Source organism: Paenibacillus sp. J22R160 (assembly GCF_059692135.1).
The window spans coordinates 1-15,356 of the sequence record NZ_JCAUAU010000023.1 but is presented as its reverse complement, the minus strand read 5'-3'; the positions used below and the strand labels follow the sequence as shown (position 1 = coordinate 15,356).

Genomic DNA, 15,356 nt, shown 5'->3' with positions numbered 1-15,356 from the left:
CGTCACCGTAAGGAGGAGATTCCTTTGTCAAAATCAGCATCCCGGAGACAGGAATGGACGGGATTCCAAGAGTCGCGCCCCTATGGGGCGAGGTATGATTTGCGCAGCGACTTCGTTATGGTGTACGGCATCTCGGATGACTTGGAGGAGAGAATCGCAGGCTGGAAAGAACGAGGATACATCATCCACTTAATGACTGGCGTGTCTTGGGGAGAGTATCAAGGATATTTATATGGGGAGTACGACGGCCGCGACCATTGGGACGAAGCACAGATGAACCGTGAAGGAGACCATCTGCTTCATGGCAAGGATGTGCCATATATGGTACCGACGATCGCTTTTAGCGAGTTCCTTGCGGCAGGTATCAAACGCGCAATTGATTGCGGCGCAGAGGCGATCCATCTGGAGGAACCCGAATTTTGGGCGGCTGGCGGATATTCGGAAGCTTTTCAGCGGGAATGGCGCATCTACTACCAGGAGCCGTGGATCCCGCCTCATGAGTCCCCGGACGCGCAGTACCGGGCATCCAAACTCAAAGCGTATCTTTATTATCGTGCGCTGGACCGTCTATGCGCCCAAATGAAGGAGTATGCTGAGGTGAACTATGGGCGCGCCATCCGGTTCTATGTTCCAACGCACAGCTTGATCAATTATACGCAGTGGCGAATTATTAGTCCCGAAGCGATGCTTGTGAATATGCCGGCTTGCGACGGCTTCATCGCTCAAATATGGACGGGAACGTCACGCACAAGGAATGTGTATCGTGGCGTCCGGGAAGAGAGGACGTTCGAAACCGCGTTTCTCGAATATGGCGTCATGCAGGAACTCGTACGCGGTACCAACCGTGATATGTGGTTTTTGCACGATCCCATCGAAGACAACCCGAATTACACCTGGTCTGACTACAAAGTGAATTATGAAGATACAGTCATTGCTTCTCTGCTGCATCCTTACGTAAGCAATTACGAAGTTTGTCCGTGGCCCCGGAGGGTATTCGAATTGACCTACCCGAAGGAGGACGGTGATGGCAAAGAAATGATTCCGTCAGATTACGCGACTGAGCTGCTAACCGTCATGCATGTGCTGAGGGATATGCACAGTCATGAAGAGGTGGGGGCTGAGGAACAAACGGTCGGAATCGGACTCCTCTTGGCCAATTCTGCCATGTTCCAGCGGGGGGACATCGATCAGGAGGCGATTCATGGTGATTTCCGTTACGACGGAACGATCAGCTCGTTGATCCTGCCTTCGGAGCACCATGAAGCGATGCTCAATTGGTCAGCTTTTTACGGTATGGCGCTGCCTCTTGTGAAGCACGGCATACCGCTAAGACCCGTGCAATTGGACAATTTGCTGCATTTTCCAGGCTATCTGGATGATTATATGGTCTTGATGCTAAGTTATGAGTTCATGAAACCGGAACATGCCGGTTTACATCAAGTTTTGGCTCAATGGATTCGCGAAGGAGGCGTGTTAATCTATGTAGGCGATGGCAGCGATCCATACCATAATGTGAAAGAATGGTGGAACAGAGGGGCCAAAGTCTACGAACGGCCTGAAGATCATCTCTTTGAGGCTCTGGGGCTTGGGCGGCGACCCAAAGAGGGCGAGCACGTTGTCGGAGAGGGTACTGTGATCCTTCGCCATGAGCATCCGGCCAAACTGGCCGATTCGGTACAAGGTGCGGATTGGGTCCGAGACAGCGTGAAGCGCGCGCTTGCATTGCGCGGAGAGGAAGCGACGTATCGTGAAAAGCATTACCTCCAAATCCGACGTGGCCCTTATGTCGCGACTCGCGTGATGAAGGAGTCGTTGTCGGAGAAGGCTGTTGCCATAGCCGGCGAGTATATCGACCTCTTCGACGCCCGTCTTTCTGTCGTAGGAAGTCCGGTAGTAGCCGTTGGCTCGGGCAGTTTGCTCTTCGACCTGGCTTCGCACGACAAGGTGGCGCCAGCAGTGTTAGTCAGCTCATCCCGAGTTCGGGATGAAGAAGCTGATGGCGGAGTTTTACGCTTCGTCTCCGAGGCGCCAGAAGGTTTAATCGTTAGCACACGACTCTATTTGCAACAAGAGCCTAGCCGTGTAACAGCGGATGGATCGGATATCCTGGAACAAAGCTGGGATCCGAAATCACTGACGCTACTTATCAGGTATTCCGGAGTGCCTGAGGGCACCTGTATCTTGGTGGAAGCGTAAACTAGAGGTACAGTGTACAATTGACCCAACAAAAAGCCCTTGTATCGGTAAATAACCGACTACAAGGGCTTTTAAAAGTGTCCCCATCCCTGTAACAGCATAAGATTTGACGGCATCTACGATTTTAAGTAAGATTAGCACGATTCGATCTAGTTTCATAATCCACAAGGAGGGCTTTATGTCCAGAGAACCCTATTATTACTCCAAAGAATTTGCCCAACAACTTGATAAAGAAGATGAACTGGCACATTTTCGAGATGAGTTTTATATGAATTCGGAATCGATCTATCTGGATGGCAACTCATTAGGCTTGTTATCCAGACGCGCTGAGCGAACTTTGTTGGAAGTAGTTGATGCTTGGAAAATGCAAGGAATTGATGGCTGGTTACAAGGCCAATACCCTTGGTTTTATCTTTCTGAAAAATTGGCAGCCTTAAGCGCTCCATTAGTTGGCGGTTCAGAAGATGAGATCATTGTGACTGGTTCCACGACAACGAATTTGCATCAGCTTGTGGCGACTTTCTATAAGCCTGAGGGCAGCAGAACGAAGATTTTGGCGGATGAATTGACCTTTCCATCGGATATTTATGCCCTTCAAAGTCAATTGCAGCTGCATGGATACGATCCTTCCGAGCATTTGATGCAAGTGAAAAGCCGTGATGGGCGCACGATTGAAGAGGATGATATCATTGCAGCCATGACGGACGAAGTTGCATTGATCATTCTGCCGACGGTACTCTACCGAAGCGGACAATTGCTTAATATAGAGCGTTTAACGGCTGAAGCTCACGCTCGTGGAATTCTTATTGGCTTTGACGGATGCCATTCTGTCGGAGCTGTTCCCCATCACTTGAGTAAATGGGACGTTGATTTTGCATTTTGGTGCAACTACAAATATTTGAACAATGGGCCAGGCGGTGCAGCAAGCTTATACGTAAATCGCAATCATTTCGGTCGCTTGCCAGGTTTGGCAGGTTGGTTCGGTTCGCGGAAAGACAAACAATTTGATATGGAGCATCATTTTGTTCCGGCGGAGAATGCTGGTGCTTTTCAAATTGGCACGCCGCATATCTTAAGTATGGCTCCACTTATTGGATCGTTGGAAATGTTTGCAGATGCCGGGATCGAGAATCTCCGCAAAAAATCTTTGCATATAACATCTTATATGATCGATTTAATTGAACAGGAATTGGACGGAATGGGCTTCACAATCGGGAACCCAAGGGATGATCAACGCAGAGGCGGCCATGTCTGTTTGGAGCATGAGGAAGCAGCGCGGATTTGCAAATCATTAAAAGAAAATAAGATTATCCCTGATTTCAGAGCTCCGAACATTATTCGTCTCGCTCCCGTTGCGCTCTATACAACTTACGATGAGGTGTGGGAGACGGTGCAGCGTTTGAAAGTCATCATGGTTGAAAAGCAGTATGAGAAGTTCGAGAACACACGCGATGTAGTCGCTTAACAAGCGATCCGCCATATGTTGAAAGGAAATGATGACGATCATGTTTGATATTTCTCGCCCATTGCAAACAGGAGTGCCGACTTGGCCAGGGGATACGCCTTTCGCTTACGAGGTCAGTTGGACGAAGGAACAAAGCGGTTCAGTGAATGTTGGGAAGCTGACGATGAGTATCCATACGGGTACGCATATCGATGCGCCATTCCATTTTGACAATGAAGGTCGGAAGGTCATGGAGCTAGATCTGGAGCTGTACATCGGAGTTGCGCGTGTTATTGACATATCAGGTAAATCGAGCATCGGTGCCGAGGATTTGAAGGCGTATGATATGGATGGCATCACTCGTTTGTTAATCCGCACCAATTCTTGGACAAATCCGAAGGATTTTCCTACAGAGATCACTTATCTGAGAGAGGATGTAGGGCCTTATTTAGCGGAAAAGGGAATACGGCTTATTGGTGTGGATGTCCCCTCGGTTGACCCGCTAGACAGCAAGGCGTTGTCCGCCCATCATGCTCTGCATACCTTCGATATTCATATTTTGGAAGGCATTAATCTGGAGCACATTGAGCCTGGCGATTTTGAATTAATAGCACTTCCTCTACCGCTTGTTGAGGCAGATGGAAGTCCAGTAAGAGCCGTTCTGCGTACCTTGAAGTAATCGACTTACATTATCAATAGTAGGAGTGAATGATGTGTCCAATTCAGAGAACCACGAACAAACGCAGTCTAAAGCAGCCGATGCTGCCATTCATGGAGATTTTTCAAAAGAAATGTCCTATGGAGATTATCTCCAACTCGATAAAGTATTGTCCAGCCAACAACGGCTATCTGGGCATCACGATGAAATGCTGTTTATCATTATCCATCAGGCTAGCGAGCTTTGGATGAAGCTGATTTTGCACGAGTTGGAAGCGGCTCGTCTTCTCATTCAGCAAAATAATTTGGAGCCGGCCTTCAAAATGTTAGCTCGCGTCTCTAGAATCCAGCAGCAATTGATCCAATCCTGGGATGTTTTGTCGACATTGACTCCGGCTGAGTATATGCAATTCCGGAACAGCCTAGGCAGGTCATCCGGGTTCCAATCTTTCCAAAATCGGCTTATCGAATTCATGTTGGGAGGCAAACAAACCAAAGTTCTGTCTGTCTATGAGCACCAACCGGAGCTCCACCAACAATTGAGCGAAGCTCTTAACGAACCTAGCCTTTATGATGCTGCGGTTACGGCTCTTTCTATGCGAGGCCTAGAAATTGATCAAGATCATTTGCAGCGAGATTGGTCACAGGAATACAAGGGAAATGCCAGTGTCAAAGCCGCTTGGTTGACTGTGTATCAAGATGTAGAGCGCTATTGGGATCTATATGAACTGGCGGAGAAGCTGGTAGATATCGACAGCCGTCAACAGCAGTGGCGATTCAATCACATGGTAACGGTTGAGAGGATTATCGGGTTCAAGTCGGGGACAGGAGGCTCTGCTGGTGTTGAGTATTTGAAACACCTCGTTGCGCAGCGCTATTTCCCTGAATTATGGAGTCTTCGTACAGAACTATAAGATTAAAGGATTCGATCCGTGGTATGGTTCTTTGCATGTCTCTTTATGGGTTAGGGAATGCCGATTGTTCAATATTTATTACTTTCATTAAAAATAGAAGAGTGAACGAATCTTTCAGCTAACACCAAAAACCTTCCTCATGAATAAGGGGAAGGTTATTTTTTGTGGGAAGGGAACTACAGTCCGCTAATTGGCTGGAAAGGCACATTTTCCACGGTAAGGGGAACTGCGTTCCGCTATTTTGCCGATTTCACCTGAGAAACGTGCCATGGAGGACAAATAAGGGCCTGTAGTTCCGATTGGAGAGGAATATCTCATTTTTCGCTGAAATAAAGGACTCCAGTTCCCTCCCCGCGCAAATTCGAATGACGGTTGTGGAAGTTGGTGGTGGTGTCGATAGTAGTGTATGTTTTTGTTGGCACAACCAACGATTAAAATGTTGTATTGCATCTTTGGTGAAGAGAAGATACAATTTCTAGTAAATTCGTTTACGGAATGGACGGTGGGCTTGTTTTGAAATTGCCCTTCATTTTACGCCTTGTCGATAGCCGCAAAAGTGCGCTTTCAACGATCATCGCCTCCAACTTATTTATACTTTTGATACCGCTTGCAATGGGGCTTTTTCTGTACACCAAGGTGGAACAAAGCTTGGAGAGGAGCACGACGAGATCCAACGTCGCCATGCTCGAGCAGTTGAAGCTGTCACTGGATAACAAATTGGCAGAAGTGGATACCTTAATGCGCCAAGTTGTGTTTGATCCGAAGTTGGATTATATGCTTAGAATCCCTGCCAACTCAAATGATGTGGACAAATATGAATTTATCCAATTCATGCGCGACAAAATGAGCAAGTATCACAGTATGACCAGCAATTTTATCCTCGATTATTATGTATATTTCGCAAGCAGCGATACCATCGTCAAACCGGACTTGGTAACGGATTCGCGGACCTTCTATTCCGTCTATTACACGTATAGGGACATGTCATACGATGGGTGGCATCAACTTCTGGACAAGGAGCATAAAATGTCTTACTTGCCAGTAGCTCCCTTATCTAGCGCGCAAGAGCAAGTCCCGAAGAACGTGATTACCTATATGCAATCACTTCCCGTTCAATCGCAATCCCAGAATCTCGGAAGCTTTATCGTGCTGATTGACGTTGATCAAGTCAAGGAATTGTTCACGCAAATGGAGTCAGCCAGCCATAGCTCTGTTTATATCATTGATCATGCTGGGAACACCATTATGAGCAACAGTGACTCTCCTTTTCCATCCGACTTATTAGGGCGCGTTCAAGAAAGATCAGGCCCTTTTGATTACCACCTCGCAGGTGTCGATCAAGTGGTTTCGGTTACCTCCTCACAAAAAGCTGGTTGGAAATATGTATCGATCATGCCCAATGATGTGTTTATGCAACAGGTGAATCAAATCCAGAGTTGGTCCATCGGCCTGTTCATTTTATGCTTAATTTGCGGTTTAGTGGCTGTCAGCATAGGCGCCTACCGCACGTACAAGCCTCTCCAAAAGACGGTAAACGCGATTATGCGCGGAAAAGAAATGATCAGGCGCCCGTCCTCGAATGAATACGAGTTTATTCGGCAAACCGTCGAGGGCTCTATCCATGAAGAGAAGAACCTGCGCATGACGCTAGTGCAGCAAATTCCGTTCATTCGGGCTAACTATTTGACCCGTCTACTGAATGGTCACATGGATGTGGATGTGTCAGCAGCAAACGGGGATTCGCTTCAATTTATGGATTTGAAATTTACAAGTGATTGCTTTGCCGTGCTTCTCGTTAAGATCGAAGATATTCCCTTTTTAGGGGAGGAAGATGAGCAGCAATGGGCGCATGCAAGATTTATTATTTCCAATATCGGTACGGATCTGATTGCGGCTAATCATCGGGGATTTTCGGTCGAGCTTGACCGAGATCGCATTGTACTTCTTATTAATCTAGCATCAAATCGAGAGAAATTCGCCGAATCCGATATTCGGGATATCGCAGATTCACTCTTCGGCATCACCTTGCAAAGATTTCAAATTGGTATCACGATTGCTGTTGGCGGGATTCATTCGGGACCCAAAGCCATTCGGGATTCCTATCCTGAAGCGCTGGCAGCGCTTGAATATAGGCTGATCCTGGGGAAACATGCAACGATCCATTTTCAGGATATCCTTGAAGTTAAACAGCATTACTACTATCCGGTTGAAAGTGAGATCCAGCTGATTAATTTTGTCCGAAGCGGGGATTCTGAGAATGTGGAAAAGCTGCTTAATAAAATATATGCGATGAATTTTGATTCCGGTCATATGACCCCAGAGTTAGGCAAATGTTTGTTCTTCAACGTGACGAGTACACTTTTGAAAATTGTTAACTCCTCGAATACAAATCAGGAGGAAGTGCTTGGCGCTGACTTCGATCCAATCAAGGAAGTGTTCAGCTATCCAACAGCGCAAGGGATGTACAAGAAAACAAAAGAGCTTTTCGAGACGCTTACCCGTTCGTTTAATGTGGATCGATCTGATCATAGTACGCAGCGCCTCGAGGAAATTATAGGCATTGTCCACGAGCACCTCGATGACTCGAACCTTGGTGTGGCACAAATTGCGGAACGTATTCAAATGACACCGCAATATCTTTCTACCTTCTTCAAAAAAAATCAGGGACAAAACCTGCTGGATTACATTACGCATAAACGGGTCCAACAGGCGAAGCAGTTAATGGAGAACAAGGAACTGACCATTGTACAGATCGCTCAAAAGATCGGCTACAACAATGATGTCGTTTTCATTCGAGCTTTCAAGAAGCTCGAGGGCGTAACGCCGGGTAAATATCGTGAAACGATGTTGCCGGAAATCATTCGTTCAGACGCATAAAAGGCAGCCTCTTGAGGCTGCTTATTTATTTCGCGCTGGCTACTGACGATTTCTAATATGGACTGACGAATTCTCATATTACCCGTATTTCTTACTTAAATACAACGGGGACGAGAACTAGGTAGTAGTCAGGTTGAGGCCGGAGAAGCATACTTGGGAACAGGTGCTGGCTGACGATTGCGGTGCCAACCAAGCTTAGGGTTACTCATATAAAGGGAGGCATGAAGAATGAAGAAACGTTTGAAACAAGTTGGATCTATCGTGTTGCTTTCGGCTCTGGTGGCTTCGGCAGCTGCCTGCAGCAGCAATTCGGGAACCGAGAGTTCATCGGCTGCGCCGCAGTCAGGCAATAGTGCTGAGCCGCCAAAGCTGACTAAATTATCGTACTGGGTTCCGAATCACCCTGCAGCTTCAGGTCAGATGAAAACATACGCTGAAATGGGGATGTACAAGGAGCTTGAAAAAGTAACCGGCGTCAAGGTTGAGTTTCAACATCCCCCACTTGAGGTTCCTCAGGCGCAAGAGCAATTCAACTTAATGGTTGCGACCAACGAGCTGCCAGATGTCATTGAAGCTAGTTGGGGAGCCACTAGCGGTGCGGTCGTTAGATACCCCGGTGGACCAGAAAAAGCCATTTTAGATAAAAAAATCATTAAATTGAACGATTTGATCGATAAATATGCACCAAACCTTAAGAAGCTGCTGAATGAACATCCGGATTGGAAAAAGCAAATTTCAACAGATGAAGGAAGCATTTATGCCTTCCCATTCTTGCGTGGCGATGACAAAGTCAGAGTGTTCTTTGGGCCATCGGTCCGCCAGGATTGGCTGGATAAGCTGGGTTTGAAGATGCCGACGACAATCGACGAATGGTACACCGTCCTCAAAGCATTTAAAGAAAAGGACCCGAATGGCAACGGCAAAGCGGATGAGATTCCGATTTATTTGGACAAAAATCTGTTTGCTACCGACGCGCCTTTCCTCGGAGCTTGGGGCATTAACTACAGCTTCTATCAAGACGGGGGAAAAGTGAAATACGGCCCGATCCAGCCTGAGTACAAGGAATTCCTGACCACGATGAACAAATGGTACAAGGAAGGCTTGCTGGATAAGGATTTCGCAGCGCCTAACGATAAACTATTTGACAACAAAATGACGACCAATCTCATAGGAGCAACCGCTTCATTTAATGGGGGAGGCATTGGTAAATATGCAGGACTCATGAAGGACAAAGATCCCAAATTTGATCTGGAAGCTGCTCCTTATCCGGTTTTAAAAGCAGGCGATAAAGCGATTTGGGGGCAAAAGGATTTTGCCTACAACGGCGTTGGAGCGGCGATTTCAACAGCCAACAAAAACCCTATCGAAACCGTCAAATGGCTTGATTATGCTTACGGTGATAAAGGCGATCTTCTCTTCAACTACGGGGTGGAAGGCACCAGCTACAAGTTGGAGAATAGCAAAGCAACCTTCCTTCCTGAAATTTTGAATCCTCCTGCAGGGACCAGTATCCAGCAAGCGATTGCCAAGTATAATCGGGCAACTTGGAGTGCTCCTTTTGTACTCAGCGATAATTTCCAAATGCAATATCTGGCTCTGCCACAGCAGAAGAAAGCATTGGAAATCTGGTCGAAGCCAACGGCAGAGCGGAAGATCCCGCTTGTTTCTCCGACTCAGGATGAGAGCAGCAAATTTGCATCCATTGTAACGGACATCCAAACGTATCAAGATGAGATGCTGCTGAAATTCATTATGGGGGTCGAACCGATCAATAACTTCGATCAATATGTGAAGAAGATTCAGGGCATGGGGATTGATGAAGCGGTTAAAATCCAGCAAGGGGCGCTTGAGCGTTTCAATAAACGATAAAAAGTAATTGAATGGGGGGGTGAACGGGTTTGTTTATCCCCTCGTTTTCTTGCGGAAACTTGAAAGAAAGGTTAGGGAGACGATGAGGCAAAGTCCTGCAAATGGTGCGGCTGAACATGCCGTAACGACAACGAAAACAACTCGCAATCCGACTGTCCTGCAAACCATACGCGCTGATGTGAAACGGCACTGGTCCATTTACGTCATGGCACTTCCCGTCATTGCTTATTACCTCCTATTTCATTATGGACCGATGTACGGATTGCAAATTGCCTTTAAAGACTTTTCGCCAGCGAAAGGGATTTTGGGGAGTCCATGGGTCGGATTTAAACATTTTGAAAGCTTTTTTAACGGCATTTATTTCTGGCGCTTAATTAAAAATACGATTTTAATCAACCTCTATGATCTGCTATTCGGCTTCCCGGCGGCTATCGTTCTGGCGCTGCTGCTCAATGAAATCCGCCATAGCGTATTTAAGCGGGTTGTACAGTCTATCTCTTATTTGCCGCATTTCATTTCGATTGTAGTTGTCGCCGGGATGATGATCGATTTCTTAAGCCGCACGGGTCTTATTAATCAATTGACCGGCATCTTTGGCATCGAACCGATTGATTTCTTGCAGGATGAAAAATGGTTCCGCTTTTTGTTCGTTTCGTCTGGCATATGGCAAGGAATTGGTTGGGGATCTATCGTTTATTTGGCGGCAATGGCGACGATCGATCCTACGCTGTATGAGGCGGCGAGGATGGATGGAGCTAACCGCTGGAAGCAAACGCTGCATATTACGATTCCAGGCATCATGCCGACCATTGTGATCTTGTTTATCTTACAAATGGGCAATATGCTGACGGTTGGGAGCGAAAAGGTGCTTTTGCTTTACAATCCGCTTACCTATGGAACAGCAGACGTTATATCGACCTATGTCTATCGCAAAGGGGTATTAGAGGCAAGCTATAGCTTCACGGCAGCGGTCGGGTTATTTAACTCGGTAATCAGCTTTATTCTCATCGTTGCGGCGAATAGCTTTGTCAAACGGATCAGCGAGAACAAACTGTGGTAAGGAGATTTGCACATGAAACTAACCAGTGGAGAGCGAAAATTTGGCTACTTCAATATGCTGCTGATGCTCGTGCTATGCGGGGTCACGCTGTATCCTTTCTTATACGTGGCATTCGCTTCGCTAAGTGATGCGACATCACTGCTGCAGCATCGAGGTATCATGCTCAAACCGGCAGGCTTTGATCTGGGTGCCTATAAGGCTGTTTTCGAGAATCCGATGATCATGAAGGGGTATCAGAATACGCTAATCTATGTCGTGCTAGGAACGACGATTAACTTGCTTATGACGGCGATTGGCGCCTATGTGTTGTCCAGACAGAATCTCTATTTTAAAAATATGATCATGTTCTTTATCGTCGTGACGATGGTTTTCCATGGGGGACTCATCCCGAGTTACCTGCTCGTGAACTCTCTTGGCATGATGAATACGATGTGGGCCATCCTTATTCCGGGTGCGATTAATACGTTCAATATGATTATTATGCGTACTTCTTTTCAAGGCATCCCGGTCAGCTTGGAGGAGTCGGCTAGGATGGATGGCGCAAATGATTGGGTGATTTTATTCCGAATCGTCATCCCGCTCTCTATGCCGGTTATTGCGGTTATGATTTTGTGGTATGCAGTAGGGCATTGGAATTCCTACTTTAACGCGCTTGTGTATTTGCGGAACCGTGAAGCGTATCCCCTCCAGCTTGTGCTCCGTGAAATTCTGATTTCCAACAATACGGATTCGATGATGGCAGGCGGAGGCGACGACAAATATGCCATTGGAGAAACCATTAAATATGCGGCCATTATGGTTTCTACGCTGCCGATCATTTGCTTGTATCCGTTCCTTCAGAAATATTTTGTCCAAGGTGTGCTGATTGGCGCCATTAAGGAGTAAAAAGGGACGATTTCACCATGAGATAGATGCAGAAGGAGGGGATCCTGTGAGAGGTGTGACATTCGATAATGCTCCGAGCAGTTGGAATAAGGCTTTACCGATCGGCAATGGACACTTTGGCGGTATGGCGTATTTCGAGGATAACAAGCTGACGCTTGCGCTCAATCATTATGAAGTTTATTATCAAAAGCTTCATCGTTACAGCAAAAAATACCGGAATGGTGCAGGTCCAGATTTCACCGTTCAGTACGGGCGCACATTTGACGAGTTAAAAAAGCTGGCTGCAGAGATGTATCGTCATCCCGAACAGGGCCCATTATTTCTATATGGGGATGCGTTAAACTCGAACAGCATGTACAGGAAATATGGCAAACCTTCGGGAGGGTCCTCTCATTATCCAACGGGGGAATTTCACTTATTTCCATGTGAGGAGCTGTCAGATCCTGATAAATATTCGTTATCACTTGATATTGAAAGGGCAGTTGTTCAGTTAAATGTGGAAAAAGATCAGGATAAGCTTGGCGTGAGCATGATGATTGCTCAAAATGGAGATTACGTCATCACCACAATCAGTCAGACGAATGGGGCATTGTTACCCTCAGTAGCATTATCTGTCCCCCGTAGAAGATATGTGGATATGAATGTGACCTATCATCAATTGGATGATACGACGTTTTACTACGTGGGCGCTTTCTACCCGGACGGTGAAGAGAAGGACCAATACGATCCGTTTTCGTTCATCGTGATGATGAGGATCATCGGTGCCGAAGGAAGCGTTGTTGCAGGTCCCGATGATAGCCTGCGAATTGCCCTCCGTGATGCGGAGGCAACACTGACCCTGCTAACAACGGTGGTAACAGAGGAGGAGACCAAGGAACTGCTTTCGACCGCTCTGATGAGACTGGCGAAGCCAACTTCGCATGTGGAAGTGGACAACATGGTGGAGCATCATCAAGCCTATTGGAAAAGTTTCTGGTCTCGCACCTCCATCACCTTGCCGGATAAAATGATCGAAGATCTCTGGTATATCAATCTATACGCAATCGCTTGCAGCAGCGGAAAAGGCGGCAGGATGCGCGAGCAAGCGTGCGGATTAAACGGCTTGTGGGATATTAAGCAGCCAACCAAGTGGGGCAGCATGTGGTACTGGGACGTTAATATTCAAGCGGCATTTTGGCCGCTTTATACGGCTAATCGCCTTGAAGTAGCTGAAGTGTTCAATGAGGGGCTGTTCTCTTATGTTCAGCTCGCTGAGCGAATGTCGCAGCAGTTTCATGGGCTCGAAGGCGTTGCTGGTGATTATCCACATGCCTTGTATGTCAGCATATGGCCCTGGTGCGCACAGTTCCTTTGGGATTATTATCGCTACAGCATGAATATTGATTTTCTTAGAGAAAAGGCGTATCCGCTGTTTAAACAGATTGCCAGATTTTTCGAAGGCTATTTACAGCTGAATGAGCAATCTGGTCGCTATGAAGTATTCCCTGACATTTCGCCGGAGCAGGGGCCTTTGACTCGTAATTCAACTTGTTCCCTTGCTGCTATCAAATATTTGCTGAAGATAGCTGCGCAAGCAGGCGAGCTGCTCGGTGAAGCGGAAGCTGACCGACTCGAGTGGAGCGCGATTGCGGACAACTTGGCCTTGTATCCAACGGCTGTTTCCAATTCGTACGGGGATATCTTCCTGGATTCGCAATGGGCGCCTGCCGACTTGCATTTGCGACATCCTTCGCTCCTTATGCCCATTTATCCCATTGGAGAAATTAACAAATATAGCGAACCTCATCTGCGAAAAAGAGGAGAAAATACGCTTCGTTATGCAGCAAATCGGACGGAATACGGCATGTTTCAGTTCGGTTGGCTTTCCTGTGCCGCTTCGAGATTAGGGAAGGGCAACACGGCGCTTAGGCTGCTTTATGAGCAAGGCATCGATTTGTCGCTCAGGAGCAATGGCTTGTTTGCGGAAGAAACGGAACGCTGGATGAACTACTGCAACATTACGAATGAACCTTTATACCATCCACACATGATGGAAGCCTCTGGAGAAATGGTCGCAGCTGTAAACGAAATGCTGCTGCAGAGCTACGATGGAGTGATTGACGTGTTCCCGGCGCTGCCTTCTGGTGAGCCTGAACTGGAGCGGGCATTTGGTCTCTACGAGCATGAGGTAGATAGGAAGAAGTATGAGGAGTGGAGCCATTGCTCCTTTCGAGGCTTGCTGGCAGTAGGCGTCTTCGAAGTTAGCGCAGAGTTGAAAAATGGCCGAACCACTTGGGTTACCATCTATAGTAAAGCTGGGAAGAGGGGTGTTATTCGCAATCCGTTTCACCATAGCAATGACGTAATGGTTTCAAAAAGAGAGGGTCAATCCTGGAGAAGAGTGGAACATCAGGAGGAAGGCGAACGGATTTCGTTTGATACGGAGAAGAACGGGGAGTATGCGATTTATCCCCATGGGGAGTTCATAATCCCTGAGTTATTTGCAGCTGATTCCGAGGGGTCAGAAGTTAAGAAGGGCTATCCGCTTGTGCATGAAGCTCATACACATCGAAGAGTGTTCCTTGGCAAAAATTCGGACACACAGCATAAGAGATTGCTCGACCATTTCACCTTTGATTATTACTCTGGCAATTCTCGAGAATCAAGGCTAGCAGCATATCGATTTGACTTTGGCGTGGAATCGCTGGAGAAGGATTATAACATCCTGCTTCCCAGACAGGTTCACGTGGAAGGTGTTCTCGGTCAGACATTCCGTAAAGTAACACGGGAGTCGATGTTTACGGCTTATTCCGGCATCGGTTGGGAGTGTACGGAGGATCTCAGAGCGATAGATCGCGGGACACCAGACGAGCTGCGAAGGGATTTTGTCGGTGGAGGGAGCGAAGCGACGTTTGTGGTAGAGCTACCAAAGGGCAGATACGATTTGCTTTTCGTATCCGGCGATGGAGGGGCACCTTCCTATACGGAGATAGAAATCTCTGGAGGAAGCATGTGGAAGCCGGAAAAACCGCTGAAAGTGGGCGAATTTGCGACGGATATTTTGCCGATCACACAAAAAAGTGATGGTTACGTGAAGTTGAGATTTCGTACCTGCGAAGGCTCACAGTGGAGAATGAATGCGATAATTATTAATAAGAATTATACGTATTTGTAGGAGCGGGGAGGGTTGATGCAGCTCCGTGTAATGGTAGATTCTTTCTCCGGTTGAGGCCGAGGTAACGAATCGTCGCTTAGGAGCAGGGCAATGGGATGAGCGCACTACTTGCTTGCAATTAACGCCGATTTCTCCAGCTAATTTCACGGAGTCTAGCAGATTTCGCCCAGCTACCAACGAAATAGATGGAGTTTTGGACCTCTGTCAAGAAAGTGGACACTCTTATCCCGTTTTTTTGTTCTTGAACTGCGCAGCAAAGCGAGCTGGTGACATGTAACCTATCGCACCGTGGATTCGCTT

The 15,356-nt window shown here is 47.1% G+C and carries 9 protein-coding genes; all 9 read left to right on the top strand.

Translation table 11 applies throughout. The features are described from left to right. Positions 1–24 precede the first annotated feature (24 nt). The 9 genes from AC58UW_RS28500 (at position 25) to AC58UW_RS28460 (ending at position 15,056) form a co-directional block, all read left to right on the top strand. On the top strand, positions 25–2,196 hold the full coding sequence (locus AC58UW_RS28500; RefSeq protein ID WP_497423938.1) for a hypothetical protein: 2,172 nt from the start codon (positions 25–27) through the stop codon (positions 2,194–2,196). Positions 2,197–2,374: 178 nt separating this feature from the next. After that, a complete protein-coding gene (kynU, locus tag AC58UW_RS28495; protein ID WP_497423937.1) occupies positions 2,375–3,661 on the top strand; it encodes a kynureninase in 1,287 nt (428 codons plus the stop codon). 31 nt (positions 3,662–3,692) lie between these two features. After that, complete coding sequence (kynB, locus tag AC58UW_RS28490) at positions 3,693–4,319, top strand: arylformamidase (RefSeq protein ID WP_497423999.1); 627 nt, start codon at positions 3,693–3,695, stop codon at positions 4,317–4,319. Between the two features lie 34 nt (positions 4,320–4,353). Beyond that, the gene (kynA, locus tag AC58UW_RS28485) at positions 4,354–5,211 is read left to right on the top strand and encodes a tryptophan 2,3-dioxygenase (RefSeq protein ID WP_497423936.1); all 858 of its coding nucleotides are present in this window, start codon (positions 4,354–4,356) and stop codon (positions 5,209–5,211) included. A 495-nt stretch (positions 5,212–5,706) separates the two neighbouring features. Further along, positions 5,707–8,088 (top strand): helix-turn-helix domain-containing protein, encoded by a 2,382-nt coding sequence (locus AC58UW_RS28480; protein ID WP_497423935.1) that lies wholly within the window; start codon positions 5,707–5,709, stop codon positions 8,086–8,088. A gap of 228 nt (positions 8,089–8,316) precedes the next feature. Next, the gene (locus AC58UW_RS28475; protein WP_497423934.1) at positions 8,317–9,957 is read left to right on the top strand and encodes a type 2 periplasmic-binding domain-containing protein; all 1,641 of its coding nucleotides are present in this window, start codon (positions 8,317–8,319) and stop codon (positions 9,955–9,957) included. Positions 9,958–10,006: 49 nt separating this feature from the next. Then, the gene (locus AC58UW_RS28470; RefSeq protein WP_497423933.1) at positions 10,007–11,017 is read left to right on the top strand and encodes an ABC transporter permease; all 1,011 of its coding nucleotides are present in this window, start codon (positions 10,007–10,009) and stop codon (positions 11,015–11,017) included. Positions 11,018–11,029: 12 nt separating this feature from the next. Then, positions 11,030–11,902 carry a carbohydrate ABC transporter permease gene (locus AC58UW_RS28465; RefSeq protein WP_497423932.1) on the top strand — a complete coding sequence of 291 codons (873 nt, stop codon included), beginning with the start codon at positions 11,030–11,032 and terminating at the stop codon, positions 11,900–11,902. Between the two features lie 46 nt (positions 11,903–11,948). Then, positions 11,949–15,056, top strand: a complete 3,108-nt coding sequence (locus tag AC58UW_RS28460) for a glycosyl hydrolase family 95 catalytic domain-containing protein (RefSeq protein WP_497423931.1) — start codon at positions 11,949–11,951, stop codon at positions 15,054–15,056. The last annotated feature ends 300 nt before the right edge of the window (positions 15,057–15,356 follow it).

Coding starts and splice junctions, on each gene's coding strand:
- kynU (WP_497423937.1), top strand. CDS start 2,375: ATGTCCAGAGAACCCTATTATTACTCCAAAGAATTTGCCCAACAACTT.
- kynB (WP_497423999.1), top strand. CDS start 3,693: ATGACGATCATGTTTGATATTTCTCGCCCATTGCAAACAGGAGTGCCG.
- AC58UW_RS28480 (WP_497423935.1), top strand. CDS start 5,707: ATGGACGGTGGGCTTGTTTTGAAATTGCCCTTCATTTTACGCCTTGTC.
- AC58UW_RS28475 (WP_497423934.1), top strand. CDS start 8,317: ATGAAGAAACGTTTGAAACAAGTTGGATCTATCGTGTTGCTTTCGGCT.
- AC58UW_RS28465 (WP_497423932.1), top strand. CDS start 11,030: ATGAAACTAACCAGTGGAGAGCGAAAATTTGGCTACTTCAATATGCTG.